Raw genomic sequence first — 22,985 nt, 5'->3', positions numbered from 1 at the left:
CGCAAGCTGCGCCTTACGAGGATCTAGTAACAACAAATCCAGTAATAACGCAATATCAGGTTTGTGACAGCGAGCCTGGGAGAGGCCAGCATGCTCTCCCAGCTTCCAACTGGATCAGAACAGCCAGGAACCGCCCTCGGCCACCGTGAACACGATGGGCTCGCCCACCGAGGTGACTGTGAGGGCGTCGGCGGGCAGGTCTACCATCCAGGACACCCCGGCCAAGCCGCCCGCATCGAAAGCGTTGGGGCTCGGCTCCAGGCTGTCGGGAAGTGGGAAATCCCCGAAGAAGATCGAAGAGATCGGGACGCCCTCGCCGGCCGTCACGATAAAGTGGCCGTCCCACGCGGCCGGGGTTTCGCCTGCCAGGAAGGGCATGTCCCCGTAGGAGCCAAGCACCACAAACCCATTCTGGACGCCGTCGCCGTCCAGATCGATCGCGACCATGCGCTGTCCGGTCTGCAGGACGGTTTCGCCGACGATGCTGGCGAAAGCGCCCAATTTGGAGATGTCGAACGGGGCGTTGGCCGCCGTGGCGACCGGCAGACCCACCGATCCGGCGGAAAGCGGGAGCGCCGTCAAGGTCACCCCAAAATCGAAATTGGCCATTTCAAGCACCTCAAAACGCGTCAGCTTGGCTGAGGTGTCCAGTAAGTTTGACTCCAGTAAGAACGCAATTCCGTTCGTCGCCAATTTAAGGCGTTCGTCGCAATGGGTGCGTTGGCTGGAAAATCAGTCGCGGGTTCGTGCGGCGCAGCCATCGATCGGCAGCACCTTCAGCGCATCTCGGGACCAGGCGCGCCGCAAGGTCGCCACAGCCTCCCGTCCCTTCCGTCCGATATGCGCGCGCAGAGCTGCATCCTCTGTCAGAAGACGGATTTGGGCGGCGGCGGCGTCCAGGTCGGGATCAGCCCACATTTGGCGACGATAGCGACCGCTGGAATCCTGCGCCTTGATGAGGCTGTAGGGGACAAGCGCCTCCGGCAGATCGGCCATGAACTCCATGTTTCCCGACCACCCGGTGGCGAGGGCCGCCCGGCCCAGCGACAGGGCCTCGGCCGGAACCAGACCGAACCCTTCAGCCCGGTGCAGCGACAGGACCACGTCAGCCGAGGCCAAGAGACGCAGGACGTCGTCAGCGTCATATTCCTCGACCAGCAGTCGAATGTCCGGACGCCCCGAGATCCTTGCGCCCAGGGCGCGCATAGCCGCGGCGTCAGTCTGGGACTGGACCAGCTTGAGCGTCAGCGCCGCCTTGGCCTGTGGCTCCGGGAAGGCGCGCAGAAAGGCTTCCACCGCGCCGAGCGGGTTCTTGCGGGCCGCGCTGGAACGCAGGTCGGCCATGGCCAGGAAGTTGATCCGCCCCGGTAGGAATTCGAACCGCGCGGGATCCGGATCGGCCGTCACGTCCGGCAGTGGATGAGGCATGGCCCGCACCGGCACGCCGCAGCCGGCCAAGCTGTCGGCGGTGAACTGCGACGGCGTCCATATCTCGTCGAAAAAACGCGCCGTCCGCAGCCAGTCCTTGGGCGCCGTCGGCAACTCCCAGGCCCAGTATCCGATACGATAGCGGCCGAAGAGGTCCTCGCGGCGCACGCGGTCGAACAGGGCGATGGCTTCCGGCGCGTTGCAATGCTGCAGCCAGACCCCGCCTTCACCCGGCAAGGCGACATTGGCGAACCCCGGGGTCTGGATCGCCGCTCGGGCGTCGTGGCGGATCACCTGATAGCCGGCGTCCTCCAAAGCCTGCGCAGTCAGACGGCCGCCGCGTCCAATGCCCAGCGCCTCGTTGTGGAACCCCGACACCACGATCGGTCCGCGCTTCAGATCGACGCCCAGGCCCTCAAGGCGCGAGCGTCGATGCCGCGCGCCGATCACCGCCGCCACGGTGCGCCCGGCCACGCCACGCGCGGCTGGCGGCAAGGGTGCGGCCCGCCACAGCGAACGAAGCGCCTTGAGCGCGGGGTGGCGAAGATCGCCAAGCGTAGATTGCGTCATGAGCGCCTAGATGGCCCGGAACAGGCAGGCGCGAAAGTCTCCGTCTTCAACCCGGCCGTCCAGCGCATAGCCCGTTCGCGCCGCCAGGCGCGCCGGCGCATCGCCCATCGGGAAGAACACGTGAAAGCGCGTATAGGCGTAGGCCCAGGCGTAGCAAGGCGAGGCGTGGACCATCCTGCCGCCCGGCTTCAGCACGTCATGGAAGTCGGCGAACTGGGCCGCGGGGTCGAAGAAGTGCTCGATGACGTTATTGGAAAATATCCCGTCGAAGCGGGCGCTGATCTCCGCCCGGTCGCGGACGATGAAAGGACTGTCGGTCTGCGCGTGCGGCTCGTAGCCCCAGACCTCCCAGCCGTGTTCGCGCAGGGTCTGCACCGAACGGCTCCAGGCGCCGCTGCCCCAGTTCAGATAGACGCCCTCCGGCTTGGGGTCGAGCAGGTGAAACGCGCGGATCTCGTCGTCGGTGGAGTCGGCCTCGCGGTAGTTCAAGTAGAGCTGGCGATAGTCCGCGTCGATGACCTCGGACGGCGTGTCGAGGTACCATTGCGGTCCGAAGACACAGCCGCAGGCTGGACACTCGAACCGCTTCAGAAGACCGCCGCCAAACACACACCTATCTTCGCGCACCCCAAAGCTGGCCGGAGAAGCGGTCTGCGCGCAGGCCAGGCAGGTGAGAGACCCCTGTCCAGTCTCACCCTCGTAGAGTCGCGCCAGCGTCGTCCATAGACCGGGCAAAAGCAAATCCGTCGCCGCCTTGTCGCGCTGCTCCAAGGCTTCGATGCGGCCGCGTAGCGCCGCGAGTTCGTCGGCTGCGTCTGCTCCCTTGGGACCAGCGCGGCCAAACATCTCAGCTGGCCGCCCTGGCGGCTATGGCCGTGGTCGATTGGCCGTCCACAAGGTTGGCGAGATAGACCCGCCCACCATTGGCCTTGACCACGTCGCCGCCGACCACCTTGTCCTCGGTGTAGTCGGCGCCCTTGACCAGGACGTCGGGCTGCAGCGCCTCGATCAGGGCCAGGGGCGTGTCGTCCTCGAAGGCGACCACCGCATCGACGCCCTTGATCGCGGCGATGACGCGGGCGCGGGCCTCCAGCGCCTGGATCGGACGGGTCGGCCCCTTGAGCCGCGAAACGGAAGCATCTGAATTCAAGGCCACGATCAGACGATCGCATTGCTCGGCCGCCTGGCGCAACAATGACACATGCCCCGGGTGGACCAGGTCGAAGCAGCCGTTGGTGAATCCGACCGTCAGCCCCTGGCGTGACCAGTCGGCCCGCAGGTCGCAAAGGCCCTTGAGCGGCAGCAGGCCCGTGGCGCCCTCGGCGCGCTGGGCCGGTCCTCGCAGTTCGTCGATCAGTTCGCGCGGCGTCGCTACGGCCGTGCCCTGCTTGGCCACCACCACGCCGGCGGCGGCGTTGGCCAACCGCATGGCCGCCTCGGCGGTGAGCCCCGACGCCAGGCCAAGCGCCACGGCGGCGACCACCGTGTCGCCCGCGCCAGAAACGTCGAACACCGACTTGGCCATGGTCGCCAGATGCACCGGCTTGGCGCCGTCCCGGAACAGGGACATGCCCTTTTCCGAGCGGGTGAGCAGCACCGCGGCGGCGCTGACATCGAAGGCGGCCTGGGCGGCGGCGGCGGCTTCCTTGTCCGTTTCACAGGGCAGGCCGACGGAAAGGCTCAGTTCCTTGCGATTGGGCGTGATGAAATCGGCGCCTCGATAGGCCGAAAGATCGCGGCGCTTGGGATCGACGATGGTTGTGGCCGATCGATCGCGAGCCAGTTCAAACAGGGCCGCCAGCACGCGATCCCCCAGCACGCCCTTGCCATAGTCGGACAGAACCAGAACCCCGCCATGCGGCAGGGCGCCGGCCACGGCGCCGATCAGGGCGTCTTCCTGCTTCTTGCCGGCGGCTTCGGCGCTTTCGCGATCGACCCGGATCATCTGCTGCTGGCCAGACAGATAGCGGGTCTTCAGCGAGGTCGGGCGACCGGGGACGGTCACGAGATGCGCGGCCACGGCGCCATGTGGCGTGTCGAGAAGACCTTCGAGGCGCGCGCCATCGGCGTCGTCGCCAACAATGCCGATCAGGTCCGCCTGGCCGCCGAGCGCCATGATGTTGGCGGCGACGTTCGCCGCGCCGCCCAGGGTCCAGCGCTCGCCACCCACGTGCAGCACCGGCACCGGCGCCTCAGCGGAAATACGGTCGACCTGACCGAACACATAGTGATCGAGCATCAGATCGCCGACCACGACCACCCGGCCGCTGGTCAACCGCTCAACCTGTTCGATCTCCTGCATGCGCTCTCCGGATGCCCTTGCGACCAAGCTCTATCGCGACGGCGAGCGGTTGTCATGCAGCGGGCCGGGTCACCTACGGCGACCCGCATGATTAGATGATCGGCTCGGCCGAAACGGTTCGGATCAAAGCAGACCAAGCCGGCGTTGATGTCGGTCACGGAGAACCAACATGCCGCTCAACGCTCTCTTCCCCGACCGCAACCAGACCTCCGCCCCGGCCTCTTCCAGCGCACCGACGTCGCAGCCTAAGGGTTTGAAGGATCGACTGACCAACGAACTCAACGGCCTTGTCGAGCGCGCGCCCGCTTCGGTGCGGCCGGCGGCCTCGAACGTCGTCGGCGCTTTGTCACGCTCGCCGGTGCTGCTCGCCCTGGCCATCGGCGCGGGCCTCGTCCTGGTCACCAACAAGCGCACACGTGGCGGAATGGCCGCCCTGCTGGGCGTCGCCGCGGCGACCGCCGGTCGCGGACGCGCGGGACGATGACTTGATCAGGACATTTCGCGGCGGGTCAGCCAAAGGGTGATGCCCTCATGGGCTTCGCGCACCACATTTGAGGGGCCGGTCAGATAGAACTCGCTGCCCTTGAAGGTGCGCCGTTCACGCCACTGGAAAGTGTCCTTCTCGGCTTCCAGAACCTCGCGCAGCTTGGCGCACTTGGCCTTGGGCACGAAGGACATGTAGGTCGCCTGGGTCACCGGTGAGCCTTCCGAATCTGGAAAGATTTCAGGGTGTGCTGATTCTGCGGATGATTCGACGCCTGTCAGCAACGCACGCACGGTCTTTGGCCCGGTGAAGTATTGTCGCCACAGGTCGGCGCGCGTTGCTTCGACCTGTGCGAATGAATTGAGACGGGCGGGACGCCTGCGCGCCCCGCCCAACCTTTTAGATGGAGTCCACGAGGACGATTTCGCTGTCCTCGATGGCCGTGACCTTCACCGACTCCAGGTCGGAGATGGCCAGGCCGTCGCGGGCGTTGACCCGCACCCCTTCGACTTCGACAACCCCCACGGCCGGAACCAGATAGCCCTTGCGGTCGGCGCCGAGGACGTACTCAGCCGTCTCGCCTGCCTTGAGAGTCGCGCCCATGACCCGCGCGTCGGCCCGGATCGGCAGGGCGTCAACGTCGTCCTTGCGACCCGAAGCCAGGGCCACGAAGCCCCCGCTGCGGTCGGCCTTGGGGAACGGCTTGGCCCCCCAGGAAGGCTCTTCGCCAGAACGGGTCGGGATGATCCAGATCTGGAAGATCTTGGTGGTGACGTCCTCGCGATTGTACTCCGAATGGCGCACCCCGGTTCCAGCCGACATCACCTGCACGTCGCCGGCCTCGGTGCGGCCCTTGTTGCCCAGGCTGTCCTCATGGGTGATGGCGCCTTCGCGCACATAGGTGATAATCTCCATGTCGCGGTGCGGGTGCGGCGGAAAGCCGGTGTGGGGAGCGATGGTGTCGTCGTTCCAGACGCGCAGCGCGCCCCAGTTCATGCGGGCTTCGTCGTAGTAGCCGGCGAAGGAGAAGTGGTGCTTGGCGTCCAGCCAGCCGTGGTTCTCACCGCCGAGGCTGCTGTAGGGGCGAAGTTGGATCATCTCTAAGTCTCCGTTTCGGATCGGCCGCTCAGGGGGCCGGGCTCATTTCGATGACCGTCTATCTAGTGCTTGCTCGCCCTTCCGATTAGTCATTTAAAATCATCCAAAATGTTCGATGGAATTGAATAGTGAGCAACCCCGGCCTGCCCACCTTCGATCAGCTGCGCATCTTCCTGGCTGTCGTGGACGGAGGCAGCCTGGCGGCCGCGGCGCGGCGGCTGAACCGGGCGGTGTCGGTGATCAGCTACGGGATTTCCAAACTGGAGGACCAGCTGGGCCTGCAGCTTTTTGATCGCGAGAGCACGCGCAAGCTGCAGCTCACCGTCGCCGGCCGCGCCGTCCTGGCCGAGGCGCGGACGGTATCCCAGGGGATCGACGCCCTGCGCGCCAAGGTCAAAGGCCTGCTCGACGGACTGGAGGCCGAGGTCGATCTGGCCGTGGACGTGATGCTGCCGGCCGAGCGTCTGGGAAAGGTCTTGCGCGCCTTCGCCGAGGCCTATCCCACCGTCCAGCTTCGCCTGCACCAGGAAGCCTTGGGCGCGATCACCGCCATGGTTCTGGATCGCCAGGCCGTGATCGGCCTGTCGGGGCCCTTGGCGGCGGGGGTGGAGGGCGTCGAATGCGTCGCGGCGGGATCGGTGGCCATGGTGCCGGTGGCGGCGCCCGACCATCCGCTGGGGCGCATGGAGCGCATCCCCCCCGGCGAAGGCCGCAAGCACATTCAGTTGGTTCTCACCGACCGCTCGCGCTTCACCGATGGCCGGGATTTCTCCGTGCTGAGCCCGCGCACTTGGCGGCTGGCCGATCTTGGCGCCAAGCACGCCTTGCTGCGTGAGGGGATCGGCTGGGGCAATATGCCCCTTCCCATGATCGAGGCCGATCTGATGGCGGGCACGCTGCTTCGCCTGGCCATGCCCGATCACCAAGGGGGCACCTATCGCTTCGCCGGAATCTGGCGGCGCGACACCCCGCCGGGACCGGCCGCATCGTGGCTGCTTGACCAGCTCGTGGCTCTGGGCGCGGATGATGTCGAAGAGGAAGGATTCGGCGACATCTAGGCCCGGCCTTCTCGGGTCTTAGATGGGGCGAAGAAGGTGGCGGACCACCGGCCGCTCTTCGCCCTGATGGAAGGCGTTCAGCAGATCCTGCTCGACCCGGTCGGCGTTGGTGACCCGCGCGTGCTGGCGCTGGTGCTCAAGCCAGCTTTCGACCACGAAGCTCTCGATAACCCGCCCCGGCTCGGCGGCGTCTTCCCAGACGTCCCAACGGATCGCGCCGTCGCGGTGGCGCACCGTCTTGAAGCGCCGCAGGGCGTCGACGAACTCGCCGACCCGGTCGCTGGCGACACGATATTCGATCTCGATCATCACCGGTCGGTCCCCGTGCGGCGCTCCTGATGTCTCGGGTTCAGCCCAGTGGCCGGACGGCGACAGGTCGGCGCCTTCGCCTGCGGGAAGACGCCAAAAGACCGCCAGGATCAGGGCCAGCATCTGGCCCGCGGCGGCGACCATCAGAGCGGTGGCCACGTCGGTGCGGGCAGCCAGGGCGCCCCACAACAGGCTGCCGCCCGTCATCGCCCCTTGGAAGACCAGTAGATAGACCGCCAGGGCGCGAGCCTTGACCCAGCCCGGCGCCGCCATCTGCGCGGCGACGTTCAGAGAGGTCAGCATACCGATCCAGGCCAGACCAGCGACCACCATGACGCCGCCGGCGACATAGGGATTGTGTGACGCCGCCAGGCCAAGAGCGGCGCCGGCGAACAGCACGGTGGCGCCAATGGAGAGGACGTTGGTCGCGACACGTCCCCGCAGGCGTCTCAGCAGCAGCGCTCCGATCACGGCGCCGGCGCCCATGCAGCCCAGCAAGGCGCCGTATCCGGCGGCGTCGAGCCCAAGCTCGCGGCGGGCCACCAGCGGCAACATGGCCCAAAGCGCGCTGCCGAACAGGAAGAAGCCAACGGCGCGGATCAGAACCAGACGCAGCGCCGGCGCATGGCGGGCATAGCGCACCCCTGCCTTCAGAGCGCCGATGAAGTGTTCGGGCGGCAATGCGCCGGCCGCGGGCTGGCGCTTCCAGCCGATCAGGACGGCAAGGACAGCGAACACGGAAAGGGCGTTGAGCGCGAACACCGCCGGGGTCCCGGCGAAGGCCACGATCACGCCGCCCAGCGCCGGGCCGATGGCCCGGGCGATATTGACGCCCAGGCTGTTGAGGGCGACCGCGTCGGGCAGGGCCGGCTTGTCCACTAGCTCGGGCACGATGGCCTGGAAGACAGGGGCGCTCAGCGCCGCAGCCGTGCCAAGGACAAAGGTCGCGGCGAGCAGGACATAGGGCGAGGTCAGCCCCAGCCAGGTCAGGGCCGCCAGGATCGCGGCGGCGATTAGGCCTAGGATCTGCGCCGCGATCAGCAGGCGGCGGCGGTCGACGATGTCGGCCAAGGCGCCCGCCGGCAGGGCCAGCAGGAACATCGGCAGGGTGGTGGCCGCCTGCACCATGGCCACCATCAGGGGACTGGGCGACAGGGAGGTCATCAACCACCCCGCGCCCACGTCGTGCATCCAGGTGCCGATGTTGGAGACGATGGTGGCCAGCCAGAGCGCCCGAAACAGCGGAAAGCCTAGGGGGGATCGCGCTTGGGCGGTGGGCGCGGGGGTCATGCTCAGACCGCCCAGCAGCCGCAACCCATCACGCCCCAGAAGGAGCGCGCGTCGGCGGTCGGCGCATCGGCCGCCAGGGCCGAGGCATGGTCGTGGCCATGCACCCCGCAGGCGGCGTCGCACGAGCAGGCCCGACTGAGCGCGGCGGCCAGGCCGCTCTTGCCCGAAGGTTTGCTGCGGCTCTGATAGCCGCCGAAGGTGCGCACCGGCGACCAGTCGGGCATGGCCGGCGGCAGGTCGGGCGCCAGCTTTGAATAGCCGCCCTCCCCATGCACGACCTCGCCGCCCAGGATGGTCAGCACCGACGACAGCTGCGAGATGGCGTCTTCCGGCACCGAGAAATAGTCGTCCGACAGCACGATCAGGTCGGCCAGCTGGCCTTCCTTGATGCGGCCCTTCTTGCCCTCCTCATTGGAGAACCAGGTGTTCTCGTGCGTCCACAGACGCAGGGCCGCCTCACGGTCCAGACGGTTGGCCGGGGCGTAAAGGCGCGTGCCGCCCACCGTCTTGCCGGTGACCAGCCACGACAGCGAGACCCAGGGATTGTAGCTGGCCACGCGGGTGGCGTCGGTGCCGGCCCCGACCGGGACGCCCGCGGCAAGCATCCTGGCGATGGGCGGCGTCGCCTCGGCGGCCTTAGGCCCATAGCGCGCGATGAAGTCCTCGCCCTGATAGGCCATGCGGTGCTGCACGGCGATGCCGCCGCCGAGAGCCGCGATGCGGTCGATGTTGCGCTCGCTGATCGTCTCGGCGTGATCGAAGAACCAGTGCAGACCGTCGAAGGGGATGTCCTTGTTGACCTTCTCGAACACATTCAGCGCCCGTGTGATGGTCTCGTCATAGGTGGCGTGCAGACGCCACGGCCAGCGGTTCTCCGACAGCAGGCGGATCACCGGCTCTAGGTCGCTCTCCATGTTGGCCGGCATTTCCGGGCGCTCGACGCGGAAGTCCTCGAAGTCGGCGGCCGAATAGACCAGCATCTCGCCGGCCCCGTTGTGCCGATACTTGTCGTCGCCGTCGCCGGGTTTGACCTGCTTGGCCCAGCCGGCGAAGTCGGCCAGTTCTTCCTTGGGTTTTTGAGTGAAGAGATTGTAGCTCAGGCGCAGGGTCAGCTGACCTTCGGCATGCAGCTTCTCGATGACCTGATAGTCGTCCGGGTAGTTCTGAAAACCGCCGCCCGCATCGATCACGCCGGTGACGCCCAGGCGGTTCATCTCCCGCATGAAGTGGCGGGTGGAGTTGACCTGATAGTCGAAGGGAAGCTTCGGCCCCTTGGCAAGGGTCGAATAGAGGATGGTCGCATTGGGCCTGGCCAGCAGCAGGCCAGTGGGATTGCCGGCCGCGTCGCGCACGATCTCGCCGCCCGGCGGATTGGGCGTGTCCTTGGTGTAGCCCACGGCGCGCAAGGCGGCGGCGTTGAGCAGAGCGCGGTCGTAAAGATGCAGAATGAAGACCGGCGTCTCAGGGGCGGCGGCGTTGATCTCCTCGATGGTCGGCAGGCGCTTTTCGGCGAACTGGTGCTCGGTGAAGCCGCCGACCACGCGCACCCACTGGGGCGGCGGGGTGTTGGCGGCCTGCTTCTTGAGCATGGCCATGGCGTCGGCCAGGGTCGGAACACCGTCCCAGCGCAGCTCCATGTTGTAGTTCAGCCCGCCGCGGATGATGTGCATGTGGCTGTCGATCAGGCCCGGGATCACCCGGCGACCGCCGGCGTCGATCACCCTGGCCTTCGGCGCGGCGGCGCGAACCTCGGCCTCCGAACCGACCGCGAGGAACTTGCCGTCGCGAATGGCGATCGCCTGGGCCGCCGGGTTCTCGCGATCAAGGGTGGTGATCTTGGCGTTGACGAGGATCAGGTCGGTGGCGGTCACGGAGGGCTCCTTGGCCGAGGCGAAAGCGGAACTGGCGAAAGCGGCGGCGGTAGCGCCGGCGAGAGTGTGTCGGCGGGTCTGACCGATCATCGATCCTGCTCCTTGGACGGTGTGGACGAGGTCCCCAGGACCCGCTCGGCGCACTCGCTGCGAAGAAACCCGACCACCTCCCGGCCGCAGGCGACCCGCTTGGCGATCGGCAGCATCTGCTCGCCTAGCAAAATACCCAAAAGTCCGATCAGCGCGATGGCCGGCGGCGCCGGGGAGCGCACATGCAGCAGGCTGTAGATCACCCCGACAAGGAGGCCGGCGCCAAGGGAGACGAGGTAGATCTTCATGGCGTCGACGCTCCTGTTTGGCCTGGATAGTTCAGCTGGGCGTGCGTGATGATCTTGAACGAAAGCGCGCCAGCGTCGTCTCAAGACGAGGCCCTGTCTCAGTGGCCGCCCTCCGAGGCGCCGAACATGCTCTTGGCGTAGGTGATGCCCAGGCCGTAGGCGCCGCCGACCTTGCGGGCGATGCCCGTCGTCAGGTCGTAGGTCTCGGCGCGGGCCCAGTCGCGTTGCAGCTCCAGCAGGTATTGCAGCGAGGTCATGGGGCGAGCCCCGGCCTGGATCATGCGGGCGACAGCGCGCTCATTGGCTTCCTCGGAGATGTCGCCGCTGGCGTCGGTGATCACATAGGCCTCGAAGCCTTGCTCGAGCGCCGACAGCACCGGCCCAACGATGCAGACGCTGGTCCAAAGACCCGCGAAAACCAGACGCTGCTTGCCGATGCGGTTGACCTCATCAATCACCGCGGCGTCCTCCCAAGTGTTCATGGAGGTGCGGTCCAGCAGCTTTTGACCAGGGAAGGCGTCGGTGATTTCGTCGAACATCGGACCCGAGAAGCTCTTCTCGGCGACCGTGGTCAGGATGGTGGGGACCTTGAAGCCGGCGGCGGCCTGGGCGACCAGAGCAGCGTTGTTGCGCAGCAGCTCCGGCGCGATCGACTTGGTGGCGAAGGCCATCTGCGATTGGAGGTCGATGAGGATCAGGGCGTGGTCGCTAGGCGTCAGCAAACCCTTGGCGGCGGTCGGGGTGGCGGTGATGGTCATGGTCGGTCTCCAAATTGATCTGGCGTCCCGGGGCTGACTGCTCCCCCGCCGTGATCTCATTGGTACCGCCTGGCTGAATCTCGATGTAGCTGGATAAAATCTAGGCAAAGCTTCCAATTTCTTGAAAAGCCCCCTGAGGCACGGCCATGAAAAAGGGCGGCGAGCGTTAGCCCGTCGCCCTCTTCAAACCGGCTTTCCGGATCGCAGCCACATAGCTGCCGATCCGGACAACTTCGTCTTAGCGGTAATAGTCAGCCGGGCAGGGATCGCCCTTGGCGACCTGATTGCCGACGACGCCGCCGACGACGCCGCCCGCGATCGTGCCGGCCGTGTTGGAACTGTTGCCGGCGATGGCGCTGCCCGCCAGAGCGCCCAAGGCGGCGCCGGCGACGGTACCCGCGGCACGCTGGTTCGCGCGTTCAGCCTGGCAACGATCTTCCCAGGATGCGTAGCGGTTGCCGTAGCCGCTGCTGGCGCAGGCGGACAGGCTGGTCAGGGCGGCTGCCGACAGCAGCACGATAGCGATGGGACGCATGGTGAACCTCCAGGATCGATGTGACTTGAAGGTCCAATGCGCTGCCTGGGGGCGCGGTTCCGCTCGCTAGGCCACGGCGCCCTCCGCCAGCAGCGCGTCAAAATAGGCGATAGTCTTGGTCAGGCCCGCCTCCAGATGGACCGTGGGCTCCCAGTCGAGCAACGCGCGCGCCTTGTCGATATTGGGTTGGCGCTGGCGCGGATCGTCGGACGGCAGCGGCTTGTAGACCAGCTTGGAGGACGAGCCGGTCAGGGTGATGACCCTCTCGGCCAGGGCTTTGATCGTGAACTCGCCGGGATTGCCCAGATTGATCGGGCCGGTGACGTCGTCGTCCGTTCCCATAAGGCGCAGGAAGCCTTCGACCAGATCGTCGACATAGCAGAACGAACGTGTCTGATCGCCGTCGCCATAGAGGGTGATGTCCTGCCCCTTGAGCGCCTGAACGATGAAGTTGGAGACCACCCGACCGTCATTGGGATGCATGCGCGGGCCGTAGGTATTGAAGATCCTGGCCACCTTGATGCGCAGCTTGTGCTGGCGGTGGTAGTCGAAGAACAGGGTTTCGGCGCACCGCTTTCCCTCGTCGTAGCAGGAGCGGATGCCGATGGGATTGACGTTGCCCCAGTACTCCTCCGGCTGCGGATGCACGGTGGGATCGCCATAGACCTCGCTGGTGGACGCCTGGAAAATCTTGGCCCGCCGCCGTTTGGCGAGGCCCAGCATGTTGATGGCCCCGTGGACGCTGGTCTTGGTGGTCTGCACAGGGTCGTGCTGGTAGTGGATCGGGCTGGCCGGGCAGGCCAGATTGTAGATCTCGTCGACCTCCACGAAGAGCGGGAACGTCACGTCGTGGCGCAAGAGCTCAAAGTCGGGATTGTCCAGCAGGTGGGCCACATTGCGGCGCGAGCCGGTGTAGTAGTTGTCCAGGCACAGGACCTCGTGTCCGGCGTCCAGCAGTCGCTCGCACAGGTGCGAGCCGATGAACCCCGCGCCTCCGGTGACCAAAACCCGCTTGCCGTGCATGGTGCGCCCCGTTCCCTTGACGGTCCGGCTTGGCCGATTCCCAAGAGCGGTGTCAATGCGCCCGTCCCGAGCACCAGGCTCGCCGCCGCGCGTTCCTTTTGCTGGTGAACCTCGAAAGGAGCCGCCATGTCAGAGGACGATGAGATCACGCCCGCCGATGGAGCCGACCACAAGCCGGCCGTCACGCAGGACGGGCGAGCTGATCAAGAGCATGAAGAAGGCGTGCGCCGGCAGCGCCAGCACATCAAGGATATGACAGGCCAGGACCCGCTGTCGTCGATCGACGACTGACAGGCTCAGTAGCCGCGGCCGAAGTCCACCGCCTGCGGGATCACCCCGTGATCCAGGTACCGGCGGATGTTGTCGGCGACGATAAGCGAGGCGGTCCGACGGTCCGTCACCGCCGAGATGTGCGGTAGGACAGTCACCGCCGGATGATCCCACAGCGGCGATGACGCCGGCAGCGGCTCGGTGTCGAAAACGTCGAGCACCGCGTGCGATAGCCGCCCCGCGTCCAAGGCCGCCAGCAGGTCGTCGGTCACAACGATCGGGCCGCGCGCGAAATTGATCAGGGCTGCTCCGGGCTTCATCTGCGCCAGGCGTTCGGCGTTCAGCAGCCCCCGTGTCTGCGCGGTAAGGGGCGTCAGGCACACGACGATGTCGGCCTGCGCCAGCACATCCGCCAAATCGGCTTGGAAGGTGACTCCAGGCAATTCCTTGGGCGTACGGCTCCAGCCTGTCACCTTGAAGCCGGCGTCCCCCAGGCGCGGCGCCGCGGCGGCGCCCAAGGCTCCCAGACCCAGCAGTCCGACCGTTGTCTCCTGAGTGTGGCGATAGGCGCGCGGCGCCCACCGGCGCTCCCGCTGCGCATGGGCGTAAGCCGGCATGTCGCGCGACAGGTAGTAGGTCCAGGCCAGCACGGCCTCGGCCATGGTGCGGGCGAGTTCAGGATCGACCAGCCGTATGATCGGCGGCGCTGCGGCTCCCAGTTCGCTCACCAGTCGTTCCACCCCCGCCCAGGTGCTGTGAACCCACTTGAGGTTCGGCAGGCGGCCAAGATCCGCCGGATCGGGATTGGCGACGATGGCGATCTCGACCAGCGCCCTCTCCGTCTCCGTCAGGTCCCCAAGCCGGCGCAGAGCGAGCTCGGGCATGGCCGCGGCGAGGGCTTCCAGCCAGATCGCCTCATCGGTGGGCGGCAGACGATTGACGAAGGCGATCGGGGTCATGCGGCGAACACCGCGTCCATGTCGGCAAAGCCCTTGATCTCGATAGGATTGCCGCTGGGATCGACGAAGAACATGGTCCGCTGCTCGCCAGGTTCCCCCTCGAAACGGATCACGGGGGGAATTTCAAACGCCATGCCGGTCGCTTGCAGTCGCTCGCTCAGGGCCAGCCATTCGGACATCGGCAGAACGACGCCAAAGTGCGGCATCAGCACCATGTGGTCGCCGACCTTGCCCGTGCGCGCGGTCGCGAACGGCTCGCCCAGGTGCAGCGACAGCTGGTGCCCGAAGAAATCGAAGTCCACCCAGGTGTCGGTGCTGCGGCCTTCCGCGCACCCAAGCATGCCGCCGTAGAAGCGTCGGGCTGCATCCAGATCGGTGACGTGAAAGGCGAAATGAAATGGGTGCGGCATGGTGAAGCTTTCGGGTGCGGTTCCTTTGCTCATATCTGGGCAAGACCGTGGGCGCGAGGCTAGATAGCGCGCCGCAATCTCGGGGGACGACATGATGCGCACCGGCCTGATCCTTTGCCTCGCCCTCACGGCGACGGCCTGCGCCAAGCCGCCTACGGTGATCGCCAAGGGGGACCTAAGCGCGGTGCGAGGCAAGCAGGTGGCCCTCCTTGCGGTTCCCGGCGCCAGCGGTCCCGCGGACCAGCCGGTCATGACACGGCTGCAAGCGCTGGGCGCGCAGCCAGACGGAGGCGACAAGCCGCAGATCCTGATCCAGGTGGCGTTCAACAACCTGCCCGCCAACACGGGCGTCTCGGCGGGCGCGGGGGCGGAAGAGACGCCCAAAGCCTGGATCGCCAGCCCGGGCCGCTCGCGGATGGGGCAGGCTCGCCCTGGCCAGTCGCTGTCGATCGTCGGTCTAGACGCCGCCACGGGCCTGCCAGCGTTTCAGGTGACGGCGACGGAGCATCGCAAGGCGGTCAGCGACAAGACCCTGGCCCGCCTGCTCGACGCCGCCCTGCCCATCACGCCGCCGGCAAGCTGACCACGAACACCGCGCCGCTTTCCGACCCGTCGCGCAGAAACACGCGACCGCCGTGGCGGGTCACGGCCGTACGCACGAAGGCCAGGCCCAGGCCGACCCCATCGGTCTGAGCCTGCGGCCGCTCAAAGGCCGCGAAGGCGCCGAACAGCGCGGCCCGCTCCTCGGCGGTGAATCCGGGGCCCTCGTCCGCCACCTCCACCTCGACCGTGTCTTCGACGCGGGCGGCGCCCAGCCGAACGACGGACCCGACGGGGCCATACTTCACCGCGTTGCTCAGCAGATTGACGAAGACGCGGGTGAGGATCTCACGGTCGCCAAGCACCATGAGCGGCGCCTCAAGTCCCGCCTGCTGGATGGTCATGCCGCGCTGGCGGCTCTGCGGCCAAAGCTCGTCGGCGGCCTCCATCAGCACGTCGCTGAGATCGACAGCTTCCAGACGCGGCGCGGCGTCTTCGGCCCGGGCCAAGCGCACGAAGCCGTCGGCCAAGGCCAAGGTGCGGCGGGCATAGGCGGCGATGCGTCCGCCCAGCTCATCCGCCACCATCTTTTCCGGCGCGCTTTGCAGCAGAGCCAGGATCGATGTCTGGGGCGAGCGCATGTCGTGGGTCAGAAGCTGAAGCGCCTGTTCACGGTGGCGCAGGGCCGACTTGAGCAGTGACACATCCGCCAGCCGCACGATCCAGCCGGCGGGCGCGCCGGTCTCGTCGCGCCGCCATACCGACTGCACCTCGAAGATGCGCCCGTCAGCGACGGTCAGCTCGACCGGCGGCGCAGCGTCCTGCGGCGGCCAGGCCGCATCGAGCGCGCGCCTCGGCGACAGGCTGGCGATCAGGGTGGTGACCGCCTCGCCACGCACGGCATTGGCGAACAGCGCGCGCGCCGCGCCGTTGGCGGCCAGGACGCGGCGATCGGGATCGAGCACCAGGGTGGCGTCGGGCAGGCTGAACAGGGCGTCGGCGGCGAAGCGGCGCAGGTCGTCCACCTGCTCGATGGCCAGGCTGATGTCCTCCATCTGCCGTGCGATGACATCGCCGCCGCCCTGACCCGAGGCCAGATCGGCGCCCTCGCCCCCGGCCAGACGCGCCTTCAGGCGTGCAAGCTCAAGACCCAGACGATCGCTGGTGACCGCCAGCCGCCGCCATCCCCACAGGGGCAGCACCAGCAGCAATCCCGCCACCCCTGCGGCGGGGGGCAGCCACAAACGCCCCAGCCCATAGGCGGCTAGGCTGGCGCCCAGCAGACAGACGGCCAGCCCCGCCCCGATAGCCAGCGTCCAGCGCGGCGGCGCGAGGAGGAAGCTCCCTAGCAGCAGCCATAGCGGCGCAAGGCAGGCGGCCAGCACGGCCGCCTTTGGCGACGTTCGGATCAACCGGTCGCCCAGCAGGTTGTCGAGCACATTAGCCTGTAGCTCGACGCCCGGCATGTTGGCCGCGCCGCCGCTGAGCGGCGTAGGAAAGCGCTCGCCAAGACCGCCCGCCGTCGCCCCCACCAGCACGATCCGGTCCTTCAGAAAGCTCGCCGGAACCTCCCCCCGCAGCACGCTGGCGAACGAAGCCGTCGGATAGCCGCGCTGGGGGTCGGCGAAATGGATCAACGGCGAGGCGGTCGGCGCCGCACGCGCCTGGGACCCCGCCAGGTCGCGATAGAGCACATAGGCCAGCGGCGCAGTCTCGACGGTGGCGAACGCCGCCCGGCGCACGAGGCCGTCCTCATCCAGCTGCACATCGACCGCGCCTGTTCCCGCCGCCCGCTGGGCCAGGGCGCGGATCGGAGGAACCGTCGCCGGATCGGCCAGCACGGGCAGATAGACCCGGGTCGCTCCCATCGCCCGCGCCAACGCCGCGTCCTGGGCCGGGTCGGCGGCCGGCTCGGTGAAGAGGACGTCGTAGAGCACCGCCTTGGGCTGCGCCCGCGCCAGACGTTCCAGCAAGGCGGCGTGCCGTTCACGCGGCCACGGCCAGGCCCCCAGCTGCGCCAGGCTGGCGTCGTCGATCGCGACGATGAGGATCTGGGGATCGGCGGGGCGCGAGGCCAGCCGCGCCGCCACGTCGTGGATCAGATTGTCCGCGCGGGTGGTCAGCGAGAACCCGATCAGGCCGACGACCAGCAGCGTCGAGACCGCCGCGACCATGGCCCACTCGATCAGGACGCGGCGGCTGACCGCGCGCAGGGCCGCCCGCATGGCCTACTGACCGATGCGCAGTTGCTGGATCGGTCCCAGCTTCTGGGTGAAGGCGCCGTCCTTGTAGCGGACCGAGACCACCCGCCAGTACCAGGCGCCGGCCGCCAGGTTGGTGATCGTCGCCTGGGGCTGCGTCAGGCCCGGCTGGTCGACGGTCAGGGTCGTCATCTGCGGGTCGGCCGACAGCTGGAAGCGATAGGTGCGCACGCCCTCGCCGCTGGCGTTCCAGCGGAACAGGAAGCGCCGCATCTTGGCCTCGCCCTCCGGCTGCGGCGGCGCGCCCGGCTCCAGCACATTGAGCGTGCGATCAAAACTGTAGACGCTGGGCAGGCCCTCCAGCCCGTTGCGATCCACCGCCGTGAGACGAACGAAGTAGGTGCCGTCGCGCACAGAGGGGAAGGTCGCCTGCCCGTCGCCGCTATCCCCCTCGGCGAAGAGATCGACGAAGCCCGCGTCATTGGCCAGCTGGAAGCGATAGCTGACCGCGCCCTCGGCGGGTTTGGCCGCGAATTTCAGCTGCGGCTCCTCCTGCACGGCCCCGCCAGGCGCGAGATCCGGCGCCGGCAGCAGAGCCATCGGCTCGCCCACGCCCTGCGCGCCGGCGGTGACGCCGAACGTGGCCTTCACAGGGGTCTCGGCGACCGTCGTCTGCGTCGCGCCGACGCCGACCAGGCCTTCGATCACCTCGGTGGCCGAGCGATTGTCCGCCTCGGCGTGAACGACCCGGAACTCGGTGCCGCGAACCGCCGTCACCGACAGCGGGGTGCGCACCCGAAACTGCGAATTGGCGTTCTCGGCCGGCGTGGCGCTGACGCCCCCGCGGCCGGCCTCCAGCTCGAACAGCCGCTGCAGGCTGCCGTCCAGCAGCAGGCGACGCAGCTGCACGATGCGCATGCGCGAATTGGACGGCAGGGTGACCCGCGAACCATCGGCCAGCTGGAAGGTGGCGAAGGAGTTGGCCCCGGTGATCAGACGATGGCCTTCTAAGATCAGGGCGTCGCGCACGGCCGGCGTCGAGCCGCGCGCGTCCTGCAGGGTGACCGCGCCGCTTACCGCCACCAGCCGCGCCTCGATGGGCTCGAAACGCAGAAGCTGCGGATCGATCTTCAGGGTCGAGCCGACCCGAAGCGCGCGCACATTGCGCACGCCGCTGGCGGTGCGCACGCGCTTGTGGTCGTTCAGCCGGATCAGATAGCGCTGGGCCAGGGTGTAGAGATTGTCGCCCTGCCGCACGACATAGGCGATCGGGGTCTCGGGGGCTTGCGGGGCGGGCGCGGCGACGGCGGGCGCGGCGAACGCAAGCAGCGCGGCCAAGGCGAGGGCTGGGGCTTTCATAGATTCTCCAGGCTCATGGAGGCGGCGACCTCCTGGCAGGGCTCAAGGCGATAGCCGAAGCCATAGACGGTCACGAGACGAAAGCCGTTGTCCGGCCGCAGCGACAGCTTGCTGCGCAGGCGCGAGACATGGGCGTCGAGCGTGCGGCTCTCCAGGTCCGGACGCTGCCCCCAGATCTTCTGGAGCAGGTAGTCACGCGAAAGAGCGCGGCCGGCGTGGGCGAACAGCTGACGCGCCAGGGCGAATTCCTTGGCGGTCATGGCGATGGTCTCGCCGTTCAGACTGACGGCGTCGCTGGCGGGATCGAGGCGATAACGGCCAAAGCTTTCAGGACCATCCGCCGACAGCGTCTTGCTCAGCCGCCGGACCAGGGCGTTGACCCGGGCCACCAGAACGCTCGGCTCGACGGGCTTGACGATGTAGTCGTCGGCCCCGGCGTTCAGGCCCGCGACCACGTCGCTTTCCTGGGAGCGGCTGGTGACCAGCAGCACGGGCGGCGGCGTGATCGGCAGTTCGCCCATGGCGGAGATCACCTGCAGACCGTCCATGCCCGGCATGTTCCAATCGACCATCACAAGATCAAAGGTCTGGCGGCGGAAGGCGGCGAGAAAGTCGGCCGGACGCGTGAAACAGACGCAGTCCCAGCCCGCCGCCTCCAGCAGGCCGCGGGTGAGCGCGTTGTGCGTTTCATCGTCGTCCAGCAGGGCGACCTGCATGCGCCGTTACTCCCCCCGTAACCCGCATCTGGCGAAAGGCGCGAGCCCGCGCCTAGACATAGTGAAGCTTGCCCTGGCGCAACCCTAAAATGCGGTCCGCAGAAGGGCGAAGTGTCGCGCGGCGAGGGGCGGACAGGTCGGGATTACGGCCATCGCCAAGCCGAGAAAAGCCTGAAAAGCTCAATAAAATCAAATGTAAAGCAATGTAAAATCTGCAGCTCGCCCTCGTGAACTCCCAGCTTGGCCGTGGCAACTCTCCTCTCGCGCAGCAGCGCATCGGGGGGACGGAACAATGACCAGCTTGGTGATGACGCGGGCGGCCGACTGCGGGCGCGACGTGCGCAGCCTGTTCGCCAAGATCGAGCAGAACAGCCTCGTCTATTACGAGTTCGAGCCGATCGATACGCAAGCGGACCCGGCGCCGCCTGCCGCTCGCGAAGGCGGCCTGTTGCGGGGCTGGCGCACCGTCGAAGCCCAGCCCGCCGCCTGCGCCGCCGATCGCCTGGACGCCCTTTTCGCCCGTCTGGGCGCCGGCTCCAGTGTCCAAGGCGCGGTGTGATGGCCCGCAAGCGCCTGCCCGCGGCCGTCAGTTTTTGGCGTCTGATCTTTCGGCTGAACCTGCTGGTCGGTTCGCTGACGGCCGTGGCCTCGATGGTCTTGCTGACAGCCCTGCAGCCAGAGGCGCCTGAGGCCTTCATCGGCTTCGGCCTGGCCGCTTGCGGCGTCATCCACGCCTGGATCAGCGCCAGCGCCCTGCACCGTCTGCATTGGCGCTGGGTCGTGGAATGCGAGGACTAGGTCGGTGCTCAGCGCTCTTTTACGCGCCTTCCGGCGCCTGGGTTTCGGCCGCCGGGATCGCCGGTCGGACGCCGATGTCGTGCCGCATTTTCATGGACGGAGCCCGCCCCCGATGAACGCCTCGCAACCCTGGTCCGTCCGCCGTCTGGTGCTCTTCGCCCTGGCGGTCTGCCTGCCGATCTGGGCGCTGATCGCCTGGTGGCTCTGGGGCTAGCGTCCAGCCAGGAAGTCCCGGCTGATCCGCAGGGATTCGAAGATCGGACGCACATAGGGCGCTTCCTGCTCCACGAAGGCGGCGCGCACGCCGGCCGCCTCACCCGCCGCGATGACAGCCGACCAGTCGATCGTCCCGCGCCCCACCTCGGTAGTCGTGATGACCTCGCCTGTATCCGAAGTCGTCTTCGTGTCCCTCAAATCCTTCAGGTGCAGTAGCTCAATTCTCTTCGGGTGAGCTCGCAACAAAGTCGCGGGATTAAGTCCCCCCGCGGCGGCCCAGGCGACGTCCAGCTCCATGCAGACAAGCCCGGCCTCTGTCCGCTCCAGCAACAGGTCATAGGCTCGCACGCCTTCGTACAGACCGGCCTCCGCAAGGTGGTTGTGATAGCCGAGACGCAAGCCCGCCTTGGCGGCCTGCGCTCCAAAGCGGTTCAGCAGGTCGGCGTTGCGCTTCCAGCCGTCCAGGGTCATGGCCCGGCCCAGCGCCGCGTTCCAGTCGACGCCCGTCTCCAGCGGCCTTGACGGCGCCGGCGACGAACAGACCAGGTATCGCGCGCCCAGGTCCCCCGCCATGGCGATGGCCTTGTCCGGGTCGGCCTCCAGATCGGGCATGGAAACGTGGGCGCTGTCGCAGCGCAGACCGGCCGCCTCCAGCGCCTTTCGGAACGCCTGCGGCGTGCGACCGTGCATGCCGGCCGTTTCGACGCTGACATAGCCGATCTGCGCCAGCCGCCGCAGGGTTGGCTCGAAGTCGGTCGCGAGCTGCGCATCGACCGACCAAAGCTGCAACGCCATCGGCCAGGGCGACCGCGCCGCCACTGCGGGCGTGGCGGTCGAAGCCACGGCCGCCGCCAGGAAGCCGCGGCGAGACAGGTCGCCCATTACGCCTTGGCCGCGCTCTTGGGGCCCCTGGCCACGGCTTCGGGGATCGGCGCCGGACAATGGGTCTTCAGGAACTCGTCATGGCTGGGCAGCTTGTCGACGAAGCTCTTCATCATCGGGGCGGCCTTGTTGAGGATCTCCTCGATGGCCGGGTAGGGGATGCGATCGACAAGCTGCTGGTAGCGGCGGGGACGGATGCCCATGCCCTCCATAACCGACTGCCAGGACGGGGCGCGGAACATGTCGTCGACGCCGTCACGCAGAACACCATGGGCCTGGAACAGCTCGATCCGCTCCTTCAGGGACTGGGGTAGCTCCACCTCGCGATAGGCGCGCCAGAACGGCGTGTCTTCCCGCTCGGTCGTGCGATAGTGCAGCACGATGAAGTCGCGGATCTCCTCATAGTCCATGGCCATGCGCCGGTTGTATTCGGCGGCCAGGGCCGGATCGAAGCTCTTGTCGGGGAAGAACCGCAGCAGGAAGTCCATGCCGCGATAAATCAGATGCAGGGCCGTGGACTCCAGCGGCTCGATGAAGCCGCCGGCCAGGCCAACGGCCACGCAGTTCTTGTTCCACAGCTGCTTGCGCATGCCGCTCTTGAAGCCCAGCACCCAGGGCTCGCGCAGCACTTCGCCCTCGACCTGGCTCAGCAGGGTGGCGACCGCCTCATCGTCGCTGCAGTACTTGCTGCAGAAGACGTAACCGTTGCCCGCGCGATGCTGCAACGGGATGCGCCAGCGCCAGCCGAAGTCCTGCGCCTGGGCCAGGGTGTAGGGGTGGGGCGGGTTGATGTTGACGGTCTGGGTGGCCACCGCGCGGTCGCACAGCAGCACGTCCGACCAGTCGAGGAACTCGGTGCCGAGCGCCTTGCCGTTCAGGATCGAGCGGAACCCCGAGCAGTCGATGAACATCTCGCCCGCGACCTCGCGGCCATCCTTCAGGATCACCTTCTCGATGCCGCCATCGGCGCGGGTGACCACGTCGTTGATCAGGCCTTCGGTGCGCTTGACCCCTCGCGCTTCGGCGAAGCCGCGCAGGTATTTGGCGACCAGGTGGGCGTCGATGTGGACGGCGTAGCTGGCGCTGGCCGCCGGGGTGCCCTGGGCCTGGGAGGGCAGCATGAACTTCCACTGGTCGGCCATCACGCCGGCGGGCGCGTAGTCGATCAGGGCGGACGGGTGACCGTTGGCCTTGGCCCGCAGCCAGCAATGATAGAACTCGTTGGCGCCGATCGGTCCGCCGATCTTGCCGAACGGGTGGTAGTAGACATCGCCCTTCTGACGCCAGTTCTCGAACCGGATCGCCAGCTTGAAGCTGGCTTGGGTGGCCTGGATGAACTCCCGCTCGTCGATGCCCAGGCTGGTGATCAGCTGCAGAAAGGGCGGGATGGTCGATTCGCCCACGCCGACCGTGCCGATCTCCTCGGACTCCACGAGCTCGATCTCGCAGCTTCCATCCTTGAAGTAGTGGCTCAGCATGGCGGCCGATATCCAGCCGGCCGAGCCGCCGCCGATGACCACGATCTTCTTGATGGCGTTGGGATTGGTGTCGGTCATGACGCTTCCTGATT

At 67.4% G+C, this 22,985-nt stretch carries 25 protein-coding genes; 6 read left to right on the top strand and 19 right to left on the bottom strand.

All coding sequences use genetic code 11. The annotated features are described in order from the left end of the window. Nucleotides 1–114 precede the first annotated feature (114 nt). The 4 genes from O5K31_RS01490 to rfaE1 all read right to left on the bottom strand — a co-directional run bounded on the left by O5K31_RS01490 (nt 115) and on the right by rfaE1 (nt 4,300). A complete protein-coding gene (locus tag O5K31_RS01490; RefSeq protein WP_269715365.1) occupies nt 115–609 on the bottom strand; it encodes a hypothetical protein in 495 nt (164 codons plus the stop codon). A 123-nt stretch (nt 610–732) separates the two neighbouring features. Then, the gene (locus O5K31_RS01485) at nt 733–1,998 is read right to left on the bottom strand and encodes a glycosyltransferase (protein ID WP_269715364.1); all 1,266 of its coding nucleotides are present in this window, start codon (nt 1,996–1,998) and stop codon (nt 733–735) included. Between the two features lie 6 nt (nt 1,999–2,004). Next, nucleotides 2,005–2,844 (bottom strand): class I SAM-dependent methyltransferase, encoded by an 840-nt coding sequence (locus O5K31_RS01480; protein WP_269715363.1) that lies wholly within the window; start codon nt 2,842–2,844, stop codon nt 2,005–2,007. 1 nt (nt 2,845) lies between these two features. Next, nucleotides 2,846–4,300, bottom strand: coding sequence for a D-glycero-beta-D-manno-heptose-7-phosphate kinase (gene rfaE1 / locus O5K31_RS01475; protein ID WP_269715362.1), 1,455 nt, complete (start codon nt 4,298–4,300; stop codon nt 2,846–2,848). Nucleotides 4,301–4,469: 169 nt separating this feature from the next. Here rfaE1 and O5K31_RS01470 point away from each other — a divergent pair, with 169 nt between their 5' ends. Next, nucleotides 4,470–4,784, top strand: coding sequence for a hypothetical protein (locus O5K31_RS01470; protein WP_269715361.1), 315 nt, complete (start codon nt 4,470–4,472; stop codon nt 4,782–4,784). 5 nt (nt 4,785–4,789) lie between these two features. Here the strand turns inward: O5K31_RS01470 and O5K31_RS01465 are convergent, their stop codons facing one another. Beyond that, on the bottom strand, nt 4,790–4,996 hold the full coding sequence (locus O5K31_RS01465; RefSeq protein WP_269715360.1) for a hypothetical protein: 207 nt from the start codon (nt 4,994–4,996) through the stop codon (nt 4,790–4,792). A gap of 187 nt (nt 4,997–5,183) precedes the next feature. After that, a complete protein-coding gene (locus O5K31_RS01460) occupies nt 5,184–5,882 on the bottom strand; it encodes a pirin family protein (protein WP_269715359.1) in 699 nt (232 codons plus the stop codon). Between the two features lie 128 nt (nt 5,883–6,010). On the opposite strand from O5K31_RS01460, the gene O5K31_RS01455 reads away from it, so the two are divergent. Then, nucleotides 6,011–6,940, top strand: a complete 930-nt coding sequence (locus O5K31_RS01455; RefSeq protein ID WP_269715358.1) for a LysR family transcriptional regulator — start codon at nt 6,011–6,013, stop codon at nt 6,938–6,940. Nucleotides 6,941–6,958: 18 nt separating this feature from the next. Here O5K31_RS01455 and O5K31_RS01450 read toward each other — a convergent pair whose 3' ends face one another. From O5K31_RS01450 to O5K31_RS01425, 6 genes are all read right to left on the bottom strand, one after another. Next, nucleotides 6,959–8,539 carry an MFS transporter gene (locus O5K31_RS01450; RefSeq protein WP_269715357.1) on the bottom strand — a complete coding sequence of 527 codons (1,581 nt, stop codon included), beginning with the start codon at nt 8,537–8,539 and terminating at the stop codon, nt 6,959–6,961. A 2-nt stretch (nt 8,540–8,541) separates the two neighbouring features. Further along, nucleotides 8,542–10,500, bottom strand: coding sequence for an amidohydrolase (locus O5K31_RS01445; protein ID WP_269715356.1), 1,959 nt, complete (start codon nt 10,498–10,500; stop codon nt 8,542–8,544). Then, nucleotides 10,497–10,748, bottom strand: coding sequence for a DUF1427 family protein (locus O5K31_RS01440; protein WP_269715355.1), 252 nt, complete (start codon nt 10,746–10,748; stop codon nt 10,497–10,499). Before O5K31_RS01440 ends, O5K31_RS01445 begins: the two co-directional genes overlap by 4 nt. Nucleotides 10,749–10,846: 98 nt before the next feature. Beyond that, nucleotides 10,847–11,506 (bottom strand): hydrolase, encoded by a 660-nt coding sequence (locus O5K31_RS01435; protein ID WP_269715354.1) that lies wholly within the window; start codon nt 11,504–11,506, stop codon nt 10,847–10,849. 238 nt (nt 11,507–11,744) lie between these two features. Further along, the gene (locus O5K31_RS01430) at nt 11,745–12,041 is read right to left on the bottom strand and encodes a glycine zipper 2TM domain-containing protein (RefSeq protein ID WP_269715353.1); all 297 of its coding nucleotides are present in this window, start codon (nt 12,039–12,041) and stop codon (nt 11,745–11,747) included. Between the two features lie 66 nt (nt 12,042–12,107). Next, on the bottom strand, nt 12,108–13,064 hold the full coding sequence (locus O5K31_RS01425) for a UDP-glucuronic acid decarboxylase family protein (RefSeq protein WP_269715352.1): 957 nt from the start codon (nt 13,062–13,064) through the stop codon (nt 12,108–12,110). Between the two features lie 126 nt (nt 13,065–13,190). Between O5K31_RS01425 and O5K31_RS01420 the strand changes: the two genes are divergently transcribed. Continuing rightward, nucleotides 13,191–13,355, top strand: coding sequence for a hypothetical protein (locus tag O5K31_RS01420; protein WP_269715351.1), 165 nt, complete (start codon nt 13,191–13,193; stop codon nt 13,353–13,355). Between the two features lie 5 nt (nt 13,356–13,360). Here O5K31_RS01420 and O5K31_RS01415 read toward each other — a convergent pair whose 3' ends face one another. Both O5K31_RS01415 and O5K31_RS01410 read right to left on the bottom strand, forming a co-directional pair. Further along, nucleotides 13,361–14,293 (bottom strand): 2-hydroxyacid dehydrogenase, encoded by a 933-nt coding sequence (locus O5K31_RS01415; RefSeq protein ID WP_269715350.1) that lies wholly within the window; start codon nt 14,291–14,293, stop codon nt 13,361–13,363. Continuing rightward, nucleotides 14,290–14,736, bottom strand: a complete 447-nt coding sequence (locus tag O5K31_RS01410) for a VOC family protein (RefSeq protein WP_269715349.1) — start codon at nt 14,734–14,736, stop codon at nt 14,290–14,292. Before O5K31_RS01410 ends, O5K31_RS01415 begins: the two co-directional genes overlap by 4 nt. Nucleotides 14,737–14,794: 58 nt before the next feature. Between O5K31_RS01410 and O5K31_RS01405 the strand changes: the two genes are divergently transcribed. Then, a complete protein-coding gene (locus O5K31_RS01405; protein WP_269715348.1) occupies nt 14,795–15,286 on the top strand; it encodes a hypothetical protein in 492 nt (163 codons plus the stop codon). Here O5K31_RS01405 and O5K31_RS01400 read toward each other — a convergent pair. Genes O5K31_RS01400 through O5K31_RS01390 form a run of 3 tightly spaced genes read right to left on the bottom strand, consistent with a single transcriptional unit; the run spans nt 15,267 to nt 19,519 of the window. Continuing rightward, the gene (locus tag O5K31_RS01400; protein WP_269715347.1) at nt 15,267–17,468 is read right to left on the bottom strand and encodes a CHASE2 domain-containing protein; all 2,202 of its coding nucleotides are present in this window, start codon (nt 17,466–17,468) and stop codon (nt 15,267–15,269) included. The genes O5K31_RS01405 and O5K31_RS01400 overlap by 20 nt on opposite strands. A 3-nt stretch (nt 17,469–17,471) precedes the next feature. After that, nucleotides 17,472–18,803 (bottom strand): FecR domain-containing protein, encoded by a 1,332-nt coding sequence (locus O5K31_RS01395; protein WP_269715346.1) that lies wholly within the window; start codon nt 18,801–18,803, stop codon nt 17,472–17,474. After that, nucleotides 18,800–19,519 carry a response regulator transcription factor gene (locus O5K31_RS01390; protein WP_269715345.1) on the bottom strand — a complete coding sequence of 240 codons (720 nt, stop codon included), beginning with the start codon at nt 19,517–19,519 and terminating at the stop codon, nt 18,800–18,802. The genes O5K31_RS01395 and O5K31_RS01390 overlap by 4 nt, the downstream gene beginning before the upstream one ends. A gap of 292 nt (nt 19,520–19,811) precedes the next feature. On the opposite strand from O5K31_RS01390, the gene O5K31_RS01385 reads away from it, so the two are divergent. Beyond that, nucleotides 19,812–20,078 carry a hypothetical protein gene (locus tag O5K31_RS01385; RefSeq protein ID WP_269715344.1) on the top strand — a complete coding sequence of 89 codons (267 nt, stop codon included), beginning with the start codon at nt 19,812–19,814 and terminating at the stop codon, nt 20,076–20,078. Next, nucleotides 20,078–20,317, top strand: a complete 240-nt coding sequence (locus O5K31_RS01380) for a hypothetical protein (RefSeq protein ID WP_269715343.1) — start codon at nt 20,078–20,080, stop codon at nt 20,315–20,317. The genes O5K31_RS01385 and O5K31_RS01380 overlap by 1 nt, the downstream gene beginning before the upstream one ends. A 210-nt stretch (nt 20,318–20,527) precedes the next feature. On the opposite strand, the gene O5K31_RS01375 is transcribed toward O5K31_RS01380, so the two are convergent. Together O5K31_RS01375 and O5K31_RS01370 are read right to left on the bottom strand one after the other, a co-directional pair. Next, nucleotides 20,528–21,415 carry a sugar phosphate isomerase/epimerase family protein gene (locus tag O5K31_RS01375; RefSeq protein ID WP_269715342.1) on the bottom strand — a complete coding sequence of 296 codons (888 nt, stop codon included), beginning with the start codon at nt 21,413–21,415 and terminating at the stop codon, nt 20,528–20,530. Beyond that, complete coding sequence (locus O5K31_RS01370) at nt 21,415–22,971, bottom strand: tryptophan halogenase family protein (RefSeq protein ID WP_269715341.1); 1,557 nt, start codon at nt 22,969–22,971, stop codon at nt 21,415–21,417. The genes O5K31_RS01375 and O5K31_RS01370 overlap by 1 nt, the downstream gene beginning before the upstream one ends. Between the last annotated feature and the right edge of the window lie 14 nt (nt 22,972–22,985).

This window comes from Caulobacter sp. NIBR2454 (genome assembly GCF_027474405.1).
In the GTDB taxonomy this organism is placed as follows: domain Bacteria; phylum Pseudomonadota; class Alphaproteobacteria; order Caulobacterales; family Caulobacteraceae; genus Caulobacter.
This window is presented reverse-complemented; position numbering and strand designations above follow the sequence as displayed.

Bases quoted from the DNA above. Each gene is read 5' to 3' on its own strand.
- O5K31_RS01490 (WP_269715365.1), bottom strand. From the start codon at position 609: ATGGCCAATTTCGATTTTGGGGTGACCTTGACGGCGCTCCCGCTTTCC.
- O5K31_RS01485 (WP_269715364.1), bottom strand. From the start codon at position 1,998: ATGACGCAATCTACGCTTGGCGATCTTCGCCACCCCGCGCTCAAGGCG.
- O5K31_RS01480 (WP_269715363.1), bottom strand. From the start codon at position 2,844: ATGTTTGGCCGCGCTGGTCCCAAGGGAGCAGACGCAGCCGACGAACTC.
- rfaE1 (WP_269715362.1), bottom strand. From the start codon at position 4,300: ATGCAGGAGATCGAACAGGTTGAGCGGTTGACCAGCGGCCGGGTGGTC.
- O5K31_RS01470 (WP_269715361.1), top strand. From the start codon at position 4,470: ATGCCGCTCAACGCTCTCTTCCCCGACCGCAACCAGACCTCCGCCCCG.
- O5K31_RS01460 (WP_269715359.1), bottom strand. From the start codon at position 5,882: ATGATCCAACTTCGCCCCTACAGCAGCCTCGGCGGTGAGAACCACGGC.
- O5K31_RS01450 (WP_269715357.1), bottom strand. From the start codon at position 8,539: ATGACCCCCGCGCCCACCGCCCAAGCGCGATCCCCCCTAGGCTTTCCG.
- O5K31_RS01445 (WP_269715356.1), bottom strand. From the start codon at position 10,500: ATGATCGGTCAGACCCGCCGACACACTCTCGCCGGCGCTACCGCCGCC.
- O5K31_RS01440 (WP_269715355.1), bottom strand. From the start codon at position 10,748: ATGAAGATCTACCTCGTCTCCCTTGGCGCCGGCCTCCTTGTCGGGGTG.
- O5K31_RS01435 (WP_269715354.1), bottom strand. From the start codon at position 11,506: ATGACCATCACCGCCACCCCGACCGCCGCCAAGGGTTTGCTGACGCCT.
- O5K31_RS01430 (WP_269715353.1), bottom strand. From the start codon at position 12,041: ATGCGTCCCATCGCTATCGTGCTGCTGTCGGCAGCCGCCCTGACCAGC.
- O5K31_RS01425 (WP_269715352.1), bottom strand. From the start codon at position 13,064: ATGCACGGCAAGCGGGTTTTGGTCACCGGAGGCGCGGGGTTCATCGGC.
- O5K31_RS01420 (WP_269715351.1), top strand. From the start codon at position 13,191: ATGTCAGAGGACGATGAGATCACGCCCGCCGATGGAGCCGACCACAAG.
- O5K31_RS01415 (WP_269715350.1), bottom strand. From the start codon at position 14,293: ATGACCCCGATCGCCTTCGTCAATCGTCTGCCGCCCACCGATGAGGCG.
- O5K31_RS01410 (WP_269715349.1), bottom strand. From the start codon at position 14,736: ATGAGCAAAGGAACCGCACCCGAAAGCTTCACCATGCCGCACCCATTT.
- O5K31_RS01405 (WP_269715348.1), top strand. From the start codon at position 14,795: ATGATGCGCACCGGCCTGATCCTTTGCCTCGCCCTCACGGCGACGGCC.
- O5K31_RS01400 (WP_269715347.1), bottom strand. From the start codon at position 17,468: ATGCGGGCGGCCCTGCGCGCGGTCAGCCGCCGCGTCCTGATCGAGTGG.
- O5K31_RS01395 (WP_269715346.1), bottom strand. From the start codon at position 18,803: ATGAAAGCCCCAGCCCTCGCCTTGGCCGCGCTGCTTGCGTTCGCCGCG.
- O5K31_RS01390 (WP_269715345.1), bottom strand. From the start codon at position 19,519: ATGCAGGTCGCCCTGCTGGACGACGATGAAACGCACAACGCGCTCACC.
- O5K31_RS01385 (WP_269715344.1), top strand. From the start codon at position 19,812: ATGACCAGCTTGGTGATGACGCGGGCGGCCGACTGCGGGCGCGACGTG.
- O5K31_RS01380 (WP_269715343.1), top strand. From the start codon at position 20,078: ATGGCCCGCAAGCGCCTGCCCGCGGCCGTCAGTTTTTGGCGTCTGATC.
- O5K31_RS01375 (WP_269715342.1), bottom strand. From the start codon at position 21,415: ATGGGCGACCTGTCTCGCCGCGGCTTCCTGGCGGCGGCCGTGGCTTCG.
- O5K31_RS01370 (WP_269715341.1), bottom strand. From the start codon at position 22,971: ATGACCGACACCAATCCCAACGCCATCAAGAAGATCGTGGTCATCGGC.